This is a genomic window from Nannocystis exedens, assembly GCF_002343915.1.
Classification (GTDB): Bacteria; Myxococcota_A; Polyangia; order Nannocystales; family Nannocystaceae; genus Nannocystis; species Nannocystis exedens.
In genome coordinates this window covers 2,461,810-2,476,809 of record NZ_NETK01000001.1, presented here as the reverse complement: position 1 = coordinate 2,476,809, position 15,000 = coordinate 2,461,810, and the positions used below count along the sequence as shown (strand labels likewise).

The window sequence follows — 15,000 nt, the reverse complement described above, 5'->3', positions numbered from 1 at the left end:
CTCGCGAGGCGCAATAGTGCGCGGCGCGATCCCGAGGACGCATCGCCGCGGCCGCAGACGGGATGTGCTAGGTTTCGCGGCATGGTACGCGGTCGCGTGCGAGGGCGCAGCGGGAGGCTCTTCGCCTGGCCCCTCTGCGCGTCGCTGTCGCTCGGGCCGGTCGTGGCCACCGCGGCCCCCGCCCCCGCCGACGACCTGGTGGCGTTCGATCGCGGCTTCCGCGAGGGGCAGGAGCGGTTCAATCGCGGCGAGTACCTGGCGGCCGCGCGCACGTGGAGCGCCGCGGTCGAGCGCCTGCGCGAGTCGTCCGACAACAAGGACAACCGCGCCGCGGTCTACAGCTACATCGCCGACGGCGATCGCAAGTCGGTGCAGAACGGCGCCGGCATCGACATCGTGCGCGAGGGCCTGGCGGTGCTCGACGGCTACGCGGCGCAGTTCACCGCGGCCTATCCGGGCGAGCCGCTGCCGGCCCAGGTGGCCGAGACGCGCGACCAGTTCCGGGCCGCCAGCGACGCCGCCGTCGCGCCCGCGCCACCGCAGGACCCGCCGTCGCCGTCGTCGGGCTCGAGCGACCCCGTCGACGCGCCGGCGCCGGCCAAGCCGTGGCGAGGTCTGACGATCGGCGGCGGCGTGTCGCTCGGCCTCGGCCTGGCCAGCCTCGGCCTGTTCGCCGGCGGCTTCGTGCGCGCCCGCGAGGCGGAGCGGCAATACGACGACCCCGCCAACGCGTGTCCGCCGAGCGACCCGACCGGCGAGTGTGCGGAGATCGATCGCCGCGGCCGGTCGTCGTCGGCGATGGCCACGGTCGGCGTGATCCTGGCGCCGGCGCTGCTGGCCGCTGGCGCGGCGATGCTGGGGATCGGGCTGAGGCGCCGCGCCGCCGAGCGGTGGGCGGTGACTCCCACGTTCGGCCCGCGCTCGGCGGGGCTCTCGTGGGTGCTGCGGTTCTGACGCGAGCCGCTCGCGTCGCGGCGCGAGTGATGGGCCGGCCGGCTCGCGGGTCGCTGGATCGTCACGTCACCGGGCCTTCCACGTCCGGGCCCATCGACCGCGCGGGAGCGCGTCGAGGTCGCGGCTCCACGCCGCATCGCCGCGACTCGCGCGACCCAGGTCGTCGCGGTCGGCGATGGCCCGCGGCCGGCTGTGCTATCGTCGCCCTGTGCCGCGTTCGCTGACGCTCCCGATGGCCGCGCTCCTGCTGGCGCTCGCGCCGGCTCCGCGCGCGGCCGCGGCCGACGAGCCGGTGCTGGTCGAGTTCCACTTCACGCCGGTCCCGGGCGCCCAGATCGCGATCTGGCTCGAGGACGCGCAGGGCAAGTACGTCCAGGACGTAATGGTGACCCAGGCGGTCGGCAAGTACGGCATCGGCAACCGGCCGGGGATCTGGAACTTCCTGTCGAGCTGGCGCGCGCCGTACGGGCCGCGCACGTCGGTGCTGCCGGTGTGGGCCCACCGCCGCGGCAAGACGTACCCGAAGATCATCCTGCACGACGAGGATCCCGGCGACCTCGACTCGCTCGGCTTCCACGAGAACACCTCGTCGGACGAGCCGTACTTCTGCCGCCCGCTGTCGCCGCCCGAGCACGAGATCATCTCGGTCGACACGATGACCTGCCCGTCGCCCAAGGTGTTCAACTCGGACAAGGGGCAGTTCGACCCGGGCGGCGAGATCAGCTGGTACCCGCCGCGCAACGACATCCTCGGCTTCGACCCGTTGCTCGACGCCGAGGAGATCCAGACCTACGCGGAGCTCAACGACCTCGACGCGGTCACGGCCGCGACGCCGCCCGGCGAGCAGGCGGCGTTCGTGACGGTGCTGGTGCGGCCGGAGGCGATGGCCGAGCCGCCGCTCACCGCGTATCTCGAGATCAACCTCGAGGCCGACGAGAACGCCTCGTACAGCTTCGACCGCGAGACCGACCACTACGTCGACCCCGACCTCTCGGCCTACGGGGTCGAGTACCTCGGCCAGCCGGCGGTGGTCTACGCGGTGCCGTTCGACCCGCTCACCAAGGGCTTCCGCGGCACCTCCGAGTACGCCGGCTACGCCGACTGGAACGGCGCGACGGGCACGCTCCACCCGCCGGACGCGACCATCAGCACCGCGAACGGCAGCGGCGCCGATCGCCTCAAGGTGATGACCAAGAACGGCGAGACGTTCCGCTGGGGCGTCTACTCGCACGGCGGCCCGGGCGACGGCGGCACCACAGGCGACGGCGAGAGCGACAGCGACGGCGAGTCCGACGGCGTCACCGGGGCCGGCAGCACGACCGAGGACGATCCAGGCGACGGCTGGGGCACGTGCGCGCAGGTCCAGGCGCTGGCGCCGGTCGAGGACCTCGCGCTGGTGAGCGAGTCGTTCGACCGCGTGCAGGTCAGCTTCCGCCTGCCGCCGCCGGCCGACCCGACGATCGCGCTCAAGGAAGTCCAGGTGTACTCGATCGCCAGCAACGCGCCGCTGACGGAGGAGCTGCTCGGCGCGGCCCACCAGTCGACCTTCGCCGCCGGCGAGCTGAACACCACCGAGGGCCTGGTGTCGGTCGAGATCGGCGAGCTGTGGGGCGACTACACCTACCAGTTCGCGGTCCGCTACGAGGACGCATGCACCAACCGCAGCCCGCTGGTGACGGCGCAGATCACCACCGAGGCGCAGAAGTTCCAGACCGTCGACACGTTCTGCTTCCTCGCTACCGCCGCCTGGGGCGCGCCGTGGACGGCCCAGGTCGCGGCCCTGCGGACGTTCCGCGACGATTTTCTCAAGACTTCGCCGACCGGCGTCGACCTGATCCGCTTCTATTACGCCCACAGCCCGCCGCTCGCGCGGGTGATCGCCCGCGAGCCGCTGCTGCGCGGGTTGGCCCGGGTGGTGCTCCAGCCGGTCGCCGACGCGGCGCTGCTGGCGACGGCCGGCGGGTGAGCTTCGGGACATGTCCTGAAGAGCAGGCTGATCGAGAGCGAGGCGATGGCGCGTTCGTCTCGGCCGGGGCTGCTCCGCGGGATCCGTGGCGCCGTTCAGCGCGCGACCGGCGGGGCGCCGTCGCGGACCGCGTCGTCGAAGACCTCCCCGAGCAGGTCGGCGGCTTTCGGGTCGCCGCTGCGGACCGCGAGGATCAGGCGGGCGATCGGCTCGGCGATCGGCAGCACGTCGACGCGGCCGCTCGCGCGCTCGATCCGGAGCTCGAAGCGGTCGTCGGTCCGCTGCCAGAACGACCGGGCGTGGGCCTGGATCGTCTCGCCGAGGTACTGGGCCACGCGGCGGGCGACCTCCTCGAGCGCGCCCGGGGTGTTCGAGGCCAGCGTCTCGGCGATGACCGGCGCCAGCTTGGCGAGCGACTCGCGGCTGAAGTCGAGCTTCTGCCGCCAGAACATCAGCCGCGGCGGCATGAAGTGCTGCTCCAGCCAGCGTCCGGCCAGGTCGGCCTCGACGATGAACCTCTCGAGCAGGTCGTCGATCTCGTCGTCGTCCGTGTGCGCCATGGCCTCATCCCCTCGCCGGAGCATGCCACGACGTGTCGCAGTCGTGGCCCTCGGGAGGCTTGGTCTCGATCGCTTTTTGGAACGCCGAGTTGAGCGCGCCGAGCAGGTCGGGGGTGCCGAGCTCGAGCGGGCCGGCCGACATCAGCGAGGTCATCAACTTGTTGAGCCGCTGGTTGCGCGTCATGCCGGGTCGGACGCCCTGCTTGCCGACCAGGTGCGTCCAGTTCTGCGACCACCGCTGGTACGACCAGGGGGTCTTGCCCTCGGCGGCCTTCCTGGCGAGGTAGCGCTGCCACGACTGCGACCGGGCGACGGAGCTGGTCGCGTTCCACGAGCCGACGCGGGGCAGCTTGCCGGCCGCGGCCCCGCCCATCATGCCGAGGGTCAGCTCGATGCCGATCGCGGCGTACCCGGGGTCGACGCCGAGGGCGTTGCCGACGGCCGTGTTGATCGCCTTGTAGGTGCCGTAGTCCGACTGGTACAGCCCGACCGCGGCCAGCGAGCCGAGCGCCGACGCCGGGTAGACGGCGATCGTCGTCGCCGTCATGACGAACCCGAGGCGCGGCAGGATGAAGTCGAGCAGCCCCTTCTCCGTGCCCTTGACGCGGTGCTTGGGGCCGCCGACGAACACGTTCGGGGAGCCGGCGCCGACGATCGCGTCGCACAGCAGCTGGTCGCCGACCCGCGTGACCGGCGCGCAGTGGACGAGGACCGTGCCGCTGCCCTCGACGACCGCGGTCTCGCCGTGCGGGAAGACGATCGGCAACCAGCACGGTTCGACCTTGCGACCGACCGCGACGATGTGCCGGTTGTTGACATGCACGTCTTCGTAGCCCTGCGTCAGCGCGCCGGTCGTGATGTTCGAGCCGAAGGCGCGGGCGAGCAGCTCGCCGGCGATGCCGCCGCCGACCGCGCCGGCGGCGGCCAGGGCGATGAGGGCGGCGCCGCCGGTCGCGGCGGTCGCCACGGCGATCGCCACGACCGCGACGGCGCCGACCACCGCGCCGATGGCGAACCCGAGCAGCCCGGGGCTGTGCTCGATCGGATCGGTGACGCGTGCGACGGCTGCTCCGGTCATGTCACTTCACCGCCGGGGTGAATCGTGCGCCTTGCAGCACCGCCTCGAACGTCTCCTTGAACTCCGGCAGGCGGCGCAGCGCGGCCGACGTGATCACGCACGCGACCTGCCCGGGGGCGTACATCACGCTGGTGTGGGTCTGCCGGTAGACGACGCCCTGGGCCGTCCACGTGAACTCGATCTCGAGCGCCGGCTGTCCGCCGAGCCTGGTGTCGCGCCGCTCGATCAGCGCGAACCCCGGCAGCGTCCGCGCCAGCTCGATCATCAGCCCGTCGACGAAGCGCGGCAGCTTCGTCCGCGCGTCGGTCGATTCGACGCGCACGACGACGCTCGCGCCGTCTTCGCCCTCGTGGCCGTTGGTGAATGCGACGAGCGCCTTCTTGCCCCAAGTCTTCGGTATCGGCAGGAACATGCCCTCGCCGGCCGACATCTCCTCGAAGTCCTTCATCGTCTCGTCCGTCTTCATGTCTTCGCCGCCACCTGCGTCGCGTCGCGCGGAGGGGCGACGATATCAGCCCGACGCCGCGGAGTCATGCGCCACGGCTGAGCGCGCGATCGCGGGCGCGCCCGCACGAGCGTGCGCGCGATCGTTCGTCCGAAACTGATCATATTCGTGATTGAGCGTTCACGTTCGCCCGCGCGCACGTTTGACCTCGCGTCCGCGGCGGGTGTAACCTCCGAATGCGGAGCGCGCGCCCGCTCGAACTACGTATGACTGTCGATAATACCCGTCTCACCGTATTCGAGCTGAAGGTCGCGGGAACTCCCATGGGGGTCGTCCGATTCACCGGACGGGAGGCCATCTCGAGCCTGTTCGAGTTCCACGTCGAGGTCGCGGATCTGGACCTCGACCCCGAGACCCTGCTCGGGCAGCCGGCGCTGCTCGAGATCCGCGGCCTGGACGCGCCGCGGCTCGTCCACGGGGTCGTCATCGAGGCGGAGTACGTCGGGCAGACGCGGAGCCACCAGCTCTACGAGCTCACCATCGCGCCGCTGGCCCACCGGCTCGCCCTGCGCCAGGGCTGCCGCGTGTTCCAGGACAAGACGACCGAGCAGATCGTGACCGACGTGCTGGTCGCGGCCGGGATCCCGCGCGACTTCTTCACCTTCGATCTGACCGCCGAATACGGGCCGCGGAATTACTGCGTGCAATATCGCGAGAGCGACCTCGCGTTCGTCAGCCGGCTGCTCGAAGAGGACGGGATCTTCTTTTACTTCAAGCACGAGGAGGCGCGGCACGTGTGGGTGATGGCCGACCACGTGGAGGCGCACCTGCCGATCGAGGGCACGCCGACGCTCGACTTCAACCCGCCGATGGGCGCGGTCCAGGACCGCGAGCACATCCTCGAGTTCCGCTTCGGCGGGCGCCTGCGGCCCGGGAAGATGTCGCTGCGGGACTTCAACCTCCACCGGCCCGACCTCGGGCTCGAGGCCCAGGAGGCGGCCCGGGCGAACGCCGAGCTCGAGGTCTACGACTTCCCGGGCGAGTACCAGGAGCCCGGGCGCGGCGGCCCGCACCAGGGCCAGTTCCTGGCGAAGACGCGGCTCGAGGAGCTGCAGTCCGACCGCAGGTTCGGCTCCGGCGTGAGCGACAGCCCGCGCCTGTCGGCGGGGCGGACGATGACCCTGGCGGGCCACCCGAAGCACGAGCTCAACGCCGAGTACCGCATCGTCCAGGTCGAGCACACCGGCAGCCAGCCGCAGACGCTCGGCCAGGACGAGTCGGGCGCGACCTCGTATCGCAACCGCTTCACGGTGACCGAGCTGCGGCTGCCGTTCCGCCCGGCGCGGCGGACCCCGCGGCCGGTGATGCGCGGGGTGCAGACCGCGACCGTCGTCGGCCCCGAGGGCGAGGAGGTGCACACCGACGCGGAGGGCCGCGTGCGCGTGCACTTCCACTGGGACCGCGAGGGCCTGCACAACGAGACGAGCACGACGTGGGTCCGCGTCAGTCAGGCCTGGGCCGGCAACGGCTGGGGCGCGATGTTCCTGCCGCGGATCGGCCACGAGGTGCTCGTCGACTTCATCGAGGGCGACCCCGACCGGCCGATCGTCATCGGGCGGATCTACCACGGCGGCAACGACACCCCGTACCCGCTGCCGGCCGAGAAGACCAAGAGCACGATCAAGAGCGACAGCTCGCCGGGCGGGGGCGGCTTCAACGAGCTCCGCTTCGAGGATCGCAAGGGCTCCGAGGAGATCTTCCTCCACGCGCAGAAGGACTGGAACACGCAGATCCTCAACAACCTGACCGAGACCGTCGGCGTCGACTGCACCGAGTCGATCGGCCAAAACCGCACGGCGACGATCGGCACCAATGATTCGACCCTCGTGGGCGCGGTCCACACGGTGACGATCGCCCAGCCGTCGACGCCCCCGCCGACGGTCCCGGCGACCGGCACGACGATGCAGGACACGTTCTACAAGGTCACGAGCGGCGCGGCGCGGGTCGTCCTGAACGGGCCGGACGTGTTCATCATCGCCGAGGGCAGCATCTCGGTGTCGGCGGGCGCCAACCTCACCCTGGCCGCGGGCGGCAACATCAGCGTCCTCGCCGCGGAACAGCTTGTCCTCAACGGTAGGCTGGTGAAGATCAACTGCTGAGCGGCGAGCGCCCGTGCCCGAAGCCTTCGCACCCGCCGCCGGCCAACGCTTCGCCGGCCGCTTCGAGCTCAGCGCGCTCCTCCGCGGCAGCGGGCCCGCGCGCGTGTTCACGACCTCGGACGGGTCCGCCAGGCCGCTCGTGCTCGTGCTCTTCGATCCGGCCGCCTGCACCCCGACCGCGTGGTCGGAGCTGATGCGGGTCGTCACGGCGGCGACCGAGCGGGCGCTGCCGGGCGTCGTGCCGCTGCGCAACGTCCCGCCCGCGCCGCCCGACCCGCCGTTCTGCCTCGCCGACCCACCGGTCGGCTGGAGCTTCGATCGCCTGCGAAAGGGGGGTCCGCCGTCCTGGCAGAAGCAAGGCGCGCCGGCGTGGGAGCGGGCGCTCCGCCTCGGCGAGCGGGCGGCGGCGATCCTCGAGGCCGCCCACGCGGCGCTCGGGGTGCCGCACCGGGCCCTCGTCCCGCAGCGTCTCGTCGTCACCGAGGCCGACGAGCTGCTGATCCTCGACTTCGGCGTCGGCGAGCTCGAGCCGGTCGCCGGTCGAGCCGACGACTGCGGGTACCGGGCGCCCGAACAGGCCAACTCCCGCGGCGATGTCCGCAGCGACGTCTTCTCGCTCGCCTCCGTGCTGTTCGAGCTGATCGCGGGCGAGCGCCCGTCGCCGAAGCTGCCGCCGCGGCTGCGGTCGCTGGTCCCGGGGGTGCCGCGAGCGGTCGACGATCTGTTCGCCGAGGCGCTGGCGGTCGAGCCGTGGCAGCGCTACGCGGGCATGGGCGAGCTCCGGGAGGCCATGCGCGAGGCCCTCGGCCTCGGCCCCGCGCCCGCGGTCTCCCTGTCCGCGTCGGTGGTCCGATCCACGCCGCCGGCCGCCGAGGCGCCGCCGAACCACGCGGAGATCGATCTGTCGCGCAGCGACCTGCCGGTCTTGCCCGGATCCGCGAGCGCGCCTGCCCCCGCGAGCGCGACGCCGCCGAGCTCGGGCTCGATCGGTTCGTCGCCGCCGGGCAGGGTCGCAACGCCGACTGTCGAGCTGCCGGCGCCGCCGGGCCCTGCGCGCTCGATCGTGTCGGCGCCGCCGGGGGGAGTCACGACCCTGCCGCTCTGGGAGCCGCCGGCGTCGCCGAGCCCTGCGGGCTCGAGCGCGTCGACGCCGGGTAGGGTCGCATCGCCGACCCTCGAGCTGCCGCCGGCGCCGAGCCCTGCGGGCTCGAGCGTGTCGGCGGGCAGGGCGGCATCGCCGACCCTCGAGCTGCCGCCGGCGCCGAGCCCTGCGGGCGCGAGCGTGTCGTCGTCGGGCAGGATGGCATCGCCGACCCTCGAGCTGCCGCCGGCGCCGAGCCCTGCGGGCGCGAGCGGGTCGACGCCGGGCAGGATGGCATCGCCGACCCTCGAGCTGCCGCCGGCGCCGAGCCCTGCGGGCGCGAGCGTGTCGGCGGGCAGGGTGGCATCGCCGACCCTCGAGCTGCCGCCGGCGCCGAGCCCTGCGGGCGCGAGCGGGTCGACGCCGGGCGCCGTCGCACAGCCGTCCGCAGAGCCTTCGTCGCCGAGCCCTGCGCGCTCGAAGATGTCGGGGCCGCTGCGCGGGCCGCTCCTGCCGCCTCTGGAGCTGCCGCCCACGCGCTCGAACGCGTCGACGCCGCCGCGCGGGCCCATCCTGCCGCCCGTGGAACCGCTGCCCGTCCGGGCGATGCCGTCGTCGCCATCGACGAGCGTGGCCTCCGCGGCGAACAAGACGGAGATCGACTGGACGCGGCCACGCCCCGGGACGTCGTCGGCGAGCGCTCGCCCACTGCAGTACTCGAAGCTGTTGCAGCCGGACCCCGACGAGGTCGACGTCCTCGGGCCGCGGTCAAACCCGCCCGCCGCGAAGACGGAGGTCGTGCCGCAACCGCTCGTACAGGCGGCCTTCACCCCGGCGAAGACGGAGGTCGTGCCGCAACCGCTCGTACAGGCGGCCTTCACCCCCGCGAGGACGGAGGTCGTGCCGCAACCGCTCGTACAGGCTTCTGTCACCTCCGCCCGGACCGAGCACTTCCCGCGATCCCCGGCCGGCCCGGCCGAGGAGACGATCGAGCTCCCCTCGCAATCCATGGCGCGCCTGCGATTCGGGGACGAGAGCACCCACACACCGGCAGCGCATGCGGACCGGGCGGAGCATCCTGATGAGGACGAATCGGCGCCGGCGCATCGTCCCGCTCGGACCGAGATCTTCGTCAGCAACAGCGTGAGCGGGCGTGCCGAACGCACCGAGATCCTCGTCGGCGACGACGCGACTGCGGCTCGCTCCGAGCGCACCGAGATGTTGTCGCCGGGGCCGGCCTTCGCCGAGCCGCCGCACCTCGAACGCGGCGTCGAGGCCCAAAACGCGGCGGTCCGCTCCGCGCAGCCGACGTCTGCGCCGGCCGCCGCGCGCCAGCCGGCGCCGCGCGCCCCCGAGCCGGCGAAGGCGTCCGGGCCGCCGATCAAGCTGCTGCTCATCACCGTCAACGTGGTGTTGTTGGTGGTGATCGTGCTGGTCCTGGCGCTGCGCTGACGCCCGGTGCGGGTCTCCGCACGAGCGGAACAATCACCCTATGTCTTTCCGGACATGTCGAGACCGCGGCGCCTCGCATGAACCGGAGGACATGTCCTATGATAAATCAATAAAGGTCAGCGGCGGAACGGCAGCGCCTTGTACTGGGCGACCACGGCCTGCTGCTCGTGGACGACGGCGAGCAGGCGCTGCCAGCGGGCGTTGACGTCGGCGAGGGCGGCGACGCGGGTGGACATGGCGGCGTGGCTGGCCTCGACCGCCTCGAGCTGCATCGACGTGCGCGCGCCGGCCAGCCAGGCCACGGCGGGGGCCATCATCAGCATGAAGCTCATCCACAGCGACAGGCGGAAGTAGCCGCCGACGCCGGGGACCGCGGCGGCGCAGATCAGGGCGAACACCAGCGCGCTGACGCCGAGCAGCAGGGCGACGGGGCCGGCGATCTGGACCAGGCGGAGGACCGTCGGGGGCGGGGGCGGGCTGTCGCGGCGGGCGGCGACCAGGCGGACGGCGACCTGGCGCGAAGGACATGTACCTTGGGGCACCTGCTCGGCGTAGCACTGGGCGCTGACCACCGCCGAGAACTCGCCGCGCGACACCGACACGCGCACGCCCTCGACCAGGCCGTTCAGCTCGGTGGCCTCGGTGCGGAAGCCCTCCGAGGGCGGGAAATGCATCTGGCACGCGCTCTCGACGGTGTCGGCGACGCTGCGCACGAGCTCGCCGGCCTGCCGCACCGTCCATGCGGGCCGACGTACCGCCCACTGGTAGTTCAGGTCGCTCGTCCCCATGACAGATCTTTGTACTCGCAGGCGAACGCCCCGTCCACAGCGGGCGGCCCGGGCGCGAACGCGGCGGCGAACGGGACCGCGCGAGCAGGCGCGCCCGCGAACCGCGGCGACCCCGAGCGCCGGCGTTCAGGGCTGCAGGCCCAGCAGCGGGAACACCGCGGTGGGGCGCGATTTGCCCTTGAGGTGGACCGTGACCGGGGCGCCGACGGTCGCCGCGTCGCCGAGCAAGGTCCGCGTGGCCTCGGAGATCAGGACGTCGGAGCCGACTTCCTTACACGCCGATTCGATGCGGGTGGCGGTGTTGACCGAGTCGCCGATGAGCGTGTAGTCGAGCCGCTGCGGCGCGCCGATGTTGCCGGCGATCGCCTCGCCGGTGTGGACGCCGATGCCGATCCGCAGCGGCTGCAGACCCTCGGCCGCGAGCGCGTCGTTGAGCCGCGCGAGCCGGCGCTGCATGCCCAGGGCCGCGCGGGCCGCGGCGCGCGCGGACAGCTCGGGAGCGAGCCGGACCGGGGCGCCGAACACGACGAGGATCGCGTCACCGATGAACTTGTCGATGAGGCCGCCGTGCTCCATGCACTCCTCGACCATCTCGGTGAAGTAGCGGTTCAAGATCCGCACCACCTGCTTCGGCGGCATGTGCTCGACCAGCGGGGTGAAGCCGCGGATGTCGGCCATCAGGATCGTCGCCGTGACGAGCTCGCCGCCGAGCTCGAGGCCGCCCTGCAGCACCACGTCGCGGACCTGGCGGGTGACGTAGCGGGTGAAGGCGTCCTTGATGAAGTCGCGCTCCTCGAGCCCGCCGAGCATGCCGTTGACGGCGGCGCTGAGCTGGCCGACCTCGTCGCCGCCGATCGGCAGGGCCCGCCGCGACAGCTGGTCCGGCGTCAGCGTGCCGACCAGGTCGGTCAGCTCGCGCAGCGGGTCGGTGGTGTGGCGCGTGACCAGCAGGCAGCCCGAGAGGCTGACGAGCAGGCCGATCGCGGTGACCACGAGGATGTGCAGCGCCAGCGCCGTCGGCTCGTGGGCGGCCACCGCCGCGCTCGCGCCGCGATAGGCCAGAGTGCCCGAGATCACCGCGCCGGCGAGCTGCACGCCGACGATCACGATCGCCATCTTCGCCCCGAGGCCGAGGCGGACGATCCCGGGGCCGGTCACCGGCAGCATCGGGCTGCGGGCGATCAGGGCCCGGCGCAGCGGGCGGGTCGCGGCGTCGGTGTAGAGCCAGGCGAAGATCGCGTCGAGCACGGCGGCGAGCAGCCCGCCGACGGCGATGTGGAGGCCGAGCCACGCGTCGCCGGTGATGGCGATCATGATCGCGGCGGCGCTCAGGCTGACGGCGACCGCGGACAGGCCGATGAAGATCGACAGCCGCGCCGGCCACGACAGCGCCTGGCGCCAGGCGTCGAGGTCGACGCTGTCGCTCGGGCGGCGCAGCCACGGCTCCAGGCGGTCGACGAGGCGGCGGTGGCGGAGGTAGACGACGGCGATCGAGGCGGCGACGAGGCCGGCGAGGATGACGAGGAATTGCGGCAGCGCGCCCGGCGGGAAGACGGCGGCGAGGGTGATGTAATAGGCGCCGACGGCGGCGGCGGTCGAGCCGATGGCGATGGCGCCGGCGAACACGCGCAGCAGCCGGCCTGCAGGCGGCAGCGGCAGGTCGGGCCTGGGGACTGCGATCGGGCGGGTGAGCAGGCGCAGGCGGGGGGACGTGCCTGCGGGGTCGTGCGGCGGGTCGTTCACGCGGGCCTGAGCAGGGCGTCGTGGAATTCGCGGGCGAGGCGGAGCGGGTCGCCGGCGTCCTCGAAGATGTCGGAGGGCGTGACGACGGTGTCGGCGCCCATGTGCAGCGCCTCGCGGCCGCTCGCGGGGTCGAACTCGTCGGAGATGACGAGGTGGAGCCCGGGCACCTGCTTGAGCGCGGCGATGAGGCCCGGATCGATCGCCAGCGCCGGGTCCTCGTAGTCGAGCGCGAAGTAGCGGTAGCCGATCATCCGCGCGTAGGTGGCGTAGCCGAGGATGATCTTCGGCGACGGGACCAGGAACGCGTCGAAGTACCAGCGCGCGGTGCTGTTGCCCATGATGAAATAGGCCAGCGGGATGAAGTTGAGGCCGCGGCGGGCGACGTGCATCGCGGTGGCCACCGAGCCGGACCCGAACGGCCGCGCGTAGTGCGAGTTGGAGTTCATCACGTCGGGCAGCAGCACGACGTCGGCCGGCGCCAGCGCGTCGGGGCCGCTCGGGTAGAGCACGACCTGCAACCGGGTGTGCTCCTTGAGCTTCATCGTCAGCCCCGGCAGGTCGGCCGAGCCGGTGCCGCCCAGCAGCACCTGGCGGTAGCCGATCCGCTCGAGCTCCCGATAGAAGGCGAGGTCCGAGAAGCTGTCGGGGTCGAGCAGCGGGATGTAGCGCTCGAACACGAAATTGCGGTCCTGCTCCACGACTGGGCCTCCGGTCCTCCGGCCCGCTGGGCCTTGCGAGCCCCAGGGTAACGCAACCGCGGTCCGCGCGGATGTGCGAAAACGAGCGGCCTCGAGGTGGGGGCGTGGGTTCCCTCGCGCCCTGCGGCGCCACCGATCGTGACAGTGGGGTCGGCGACGGCGGACGGCAAATGTCGAGACCGGCGCGATTGTGGAGAGTGAGCGCGCGCGGTGCCGACAATCCTCGCGCGACGACGGATCGTCCCGGTCGACCACGGTCCCGACACGCGCGCTCGCTGCGGGGCGATCGACGAGGTCATGGGCACGATCGAGGACGCGCCCGCGAGCGGTGAGCGCAGGTTCACGGCCGGGATCGACGCGGAGCGGCGCGGCGCCACGTCAGCGCGAGCGCATCAAGGCTTCGAAGCTGGGAAACAGCGTGATCCCGATCTCGTAGTCCCAGTTGCACACGCCCCAGGGGCCCTTGCCGGGGTGCAAGAAGATGTACTCGTTGCCGTCGCCTTCCCCGATGAGGAGCGTCTCGCGCCCGAGGTCGACCCCCTTCAGCTCCGGGGCGTGGTCCTCCATGACCGAGTCCACGTCCGCTTTCGAAGCGTGCGACCACTGGATCTCTTCGACCGGCAGGAGGCTGGCCAGGCCGTTCGGGAACATCAAGCAGCCGTACCAGCCGTTGGAGACCGCGAGGAACGCCCGGTAGTCCGCCGGCAGCGACAGCCCCAGGCGCGCCTCTGCGGCGCGGAGCGCCTCCTCGGACGCCGGCGGGCGGCCGAGCCAGTGGTCCGCGATCACGCGCTCGTACACCTCCGGTTCCAGACAGAAGTCCGCCTCGTCTTGCGCCTCGTCGAGCAGGTTGTCGCTCAGTTCCCGCAAGAGCTTCTTCCAGTTCGCCGGCTTGGGCATGGGGCCCCATACCACGGGCGAGCCCGCGCGCTCAATGCTCTCTCGGCTGCGTCGGCGAGCCTCGCCGCGGGCCGGAGTCTGCGGCTCGGCCGGGTCGAAGCGGGTCACTCGACGCGGACGGACAGCTCGCGCCAGACGGCGGCCCCGCGATCGTCGCGGACCACGATCCAGAGCGTGTGATCGCCGGCCGTCTCGGGGGCGGTCCACGTGTTGTCGCTGAAGGCCTCGGGCTCGTCGGGCGAGCGACCGGTGCGCGCGGCGGTGTAGCGGCCGCCGGTGGCGTACCAGGCGACGCGGATCGCCTCGCGCGTCGTCACCAGCTCGAGGGTCGACGGGTCGAAGCGCAGGTAGGTCTCGGCGCCGCCGCAGCCGATCGGGCCGCCGCAGTCGCCGGGGCAGCTGTCGGCGGCCTCGTCGAGGGTGCACAGGCCGTCGCCGCACGTTGGTTGTTCGGGACATGTCTCCCAGACCAGGCGCAGCGGGAGCTCGTCGCCGGGGGCGACGGTCACGGCGACGCCGGGCTCGAGCGCGTCGCCGTCGCGCTCGAGGGCGACCACCGCGGGCGCGCGGTTGGGCCGGGCGCGGGTGCGGTACTCGGCGGATTGCTGCGGGTCGGCGCCGGCCAGGCCGCAGGTGATCCGCAATTGGAACAGGGTGAGGTCGGCGTCGTCGTCGCCGGCGGAGACCCGGAGCGGTTGATAGTAGCCGCCGGTGATGTCGGGATCGACGGGGCGCCCCGCCGGCTGGTCGCCCACCGCGGGCGGGGGCTCGGGGCCGAACAGGCGGCAGCCGTCCGCGGGGGCGGGCGCGGTGACGGCGAGACCTGTCCCGAGAGGCAGGATGGCGTCGCCGTCGCGCTCGAGGCAGGCGCGGCTGACCGGCCCGAGCTCGGCGAGCGGGCGGCGGGCGCCGCAGAAGGCCCACTCGAGCGGGCCGTCGACGAGGGTGCCGCCGGCGTCGACGTAGAGGGCCGACAGCGCGACCGGCTCGCCGGGGACGACCTCGGCCGGCTCGGCGCGGACGGCCAGGACGCGCGGCGCGTCGACGCGGGCGAGGTCGACAGCGAGGTCGGGGACGCACGCGAGCAGCGGGGCGGAGGCGAGGAGATGGCGCATGGGACCTGTCCTCAGGGGCAGCTCAAGGTCAGACGGCGGGCGGGGTCGGGGACGCGCGGAG

At 72.7% G+C, this 15,000-nt stretch carries 12 protein-coding genes; 4 read left to right on the top strand and 8 right to left on the bottom strand.

Going from position 1 to position 15,000, the window contains the following annotated elements:
* Positions 1-81 precede the first annotated feature (81 nt).
* Together NAEX_RS09640 and NAEX_RS09635 are read left to right on the top strand one after the other, a co-directional pair.
* Complete coding sequence (locus tag NAEX_RS09640) at positions 82-954, top strand: hypothetical protein (RefSeq protein WP_096327214.1); 873 nt, start codon at positions 82-84, stop codon at positions 952-954.
* 208 nt (positions 955-1,162) lie between these two features.
* Entirely contained in the window at positions 1,163-2,920 is a 1,758-nt protein-coding gene (locus tag NAEX_RS09635; RefSeq protein WP_143140957.1) for a CFI-box-CTERM domain-containing protein, read from the top strand.
* A 95-nt stretch (positions 2,921-3,015) separates the two neighbouring features.
* On the opposite strand, the gene NAEX_RS09630 is transcribed toward NAEX_RS09635, so the two are convergent.
* From NAEX_RS09630 to NAEX_RS09620, 3 genes are read right to left on the bottom strand one after another with little or no spacing between them, the layout of a single operon-like run.
* On the bottom strand, positions 3,016-3,480 hold the full coding sequence (locus NAEX_RS09630; RefSeq protein WP_096327212.1) for a hypothetical protein: 465 nt from the start codon (positions 3,478-3,480) through the stop codon (positions 3,016-3,018).
* A gap of 4 nt (positions 3,481-3,484) precedes the next feature.
* Complete coding sequence (locus NAEX_RS09625; RefSeq protein WP_096327211.1) at positions 3,485-4,558, bottom strand: PAAR domain-containing protein; 1,074 nt, start codon at positions 4,556-4,558, stop codon at positions 3,485-3,487.
* A 1-nt stretch (position 4,559) separates the two neighbouring features.
* On the bottom strand, positions 4,560-5,024 hold the full coding sequence (locus NAEX_RS09620) for a DcrB-related protein (RefSeq protein WP_096327210.1): 465 nt from the start codon (positions 5,022-5,024) through the stop codon (positions 4,560-4,562).
* A 302-nt stretch (positions 5,025-5,326) separates the two neighbouring features.
* On the opposite strand from NAEX_RS09620, the gene NAEX_RS09615 reads away from it, so the two are divergent.
* Positions 5,327-7,162 (top strand): type VI secretion system Vgr family protein, encoded by a 1,836-nt coding sequence (locus NAEX_RS09615; RefSeq protein WP_170135597.1) that lies wholly within the window; start codon positions 5,327-5,329, stop codon positions 7,160-7,162.
* A gap of 13 nt (positions 7,163-7,175) precedes the next feature.
* Positions 7,176-9,695, top strand: coding sequence for a serine/threonine-protein kinase (locus NAEX_RS09610; protein WP_096327208.1), 2,520 nt, complete (start codon positions 7,176-7,178; stop codon positions 9,693-9,695).
* A 116-nt stretch (positions 9,696-9,811) separates the two neighbouring features.
* Here NAEX_RS09610 and NAEX_RS09605 read toward each other — a convergent pair whose 3' ends face one another.
* The 5 genes from NAEX_RS09605 to NAEX_RS49910 form a co-directional block, all read right to left on the bottom strand.
* Complete coding sequence (locus NAEX_RS09605) at positions 9,812-10,483, bottom strand: hypothetical protein (RefSeq protein WP_096327207.1); 672 nt, start codon at positions 10,481-10,483, stop codon at positions 9,812-9,814.
* Positions 10,484-10,609: 126 nt separating this feature from the next.
* Positions 10,610-12,226: an adenylate/guanylate cyclase domain-containing protein gene (locus NAEX_RS09600; protein ID WP_096327206.1), complete on the bottom strand. Its 1,617-nt coding sequence runs from the start codon at positions 12,224-12,226 to the stop codon at positions 10,610-10,612.
* A complete protein-coding gene (locus NAEX_RS09595; protein ID WP_096327205.1) occupies positions 12,223-12,924 on the bottom strand; it encodes a geranylgeranylglyceryl/heptaprenylglyceryl phosphate synthase in 702 nt (233 codons plus the stop codon). The genes NAEX_RS09600 and NAEX_RS09595 overlap by 4 nt, the downstream gene beginning before the upstream one ends.
* Before the next feature lie 378 nt (positions 12,925-13,302).
* Complete coding sequence (locus NAEX_RS49915; RefSeq protein WP_170135596.1) at positions 13,303-13,824, bottom strand: SMI1/KNR4 family protein; 522 nt, start codon at positions 13,822-13,824, stop codon at positions 13,303-13,305.
* A 104-nt stretch (positions 13,825-13,928) separates the two neighbouring features.
* A complete protein-coding gene (locus NAEX_RS49910; RefSeq protein ID WP_170135595.1) occupies positions 13,929-14,939 on the bottom strand; it encodes a hypothetical protein in 1,011 nt (336 codons plus the stop codon).
* Positions 14,940-15,000: the final 61 nt, after the last annotated feature.

Coding starts and splice junctions, on each gene's coding strand:
- NAEX_RS09630 (WP_096327212.1), bottom strand. CDS start 3,480: ATGGCGCACACGGACGACGACGAGATCGACGACCTGCTCGAGAGGTTC.
- NAEX_RS09640 (WP_096327214.1), top strand. CDS start 82: ATGGTACGCGGTCGCGTGCGAGGGCGCAGCGGGAGGCTCTTCGCCTGG.
- NAEX_RS09620 (WP_096327210.1), bottom strand. CDS start 5,024: ATGAAGACGGACGAGACGATGAAGGACTTCGAGGAGATGTCGGCCGGC.
- NAEX_RS49915 (WP_170135596.1), bottom strand. CDS start 13,824: ATGCCCAAGCCGGCGAACTGGAAGAAGCTCTTGCGGGAACTGAGCGAC.
- NAEX_RS09625 (WP_096327211.1), bottom strand. CDS start 4,558: ATGACCGGAGCAGCCGTCGCACGCGTCACCGATCCGATCGAGCACAGC.
- NAEX_RS49910 (WP_170135595.1), bottom strand. CDS start 14,939: ATGCGCCATCTCCTCGCCTCCGCCCCGCTGCTCGCGTGCGTCCCCGAC.
- NAEX_RS09605 (WP_096327207.1), bottom strand. CDS start 10,483: ATGGGGACGAGCGACCTGAACTACCAGTGGGCGGTACGTCGGCCCGCA.
- NAEX_RS09615 (WP_170135597.1), top strand. CDS start 5,327: ATGGGGGTCGTCCGATTCACCGGACGGGAGGCCATCTCGAGCCTGTTC.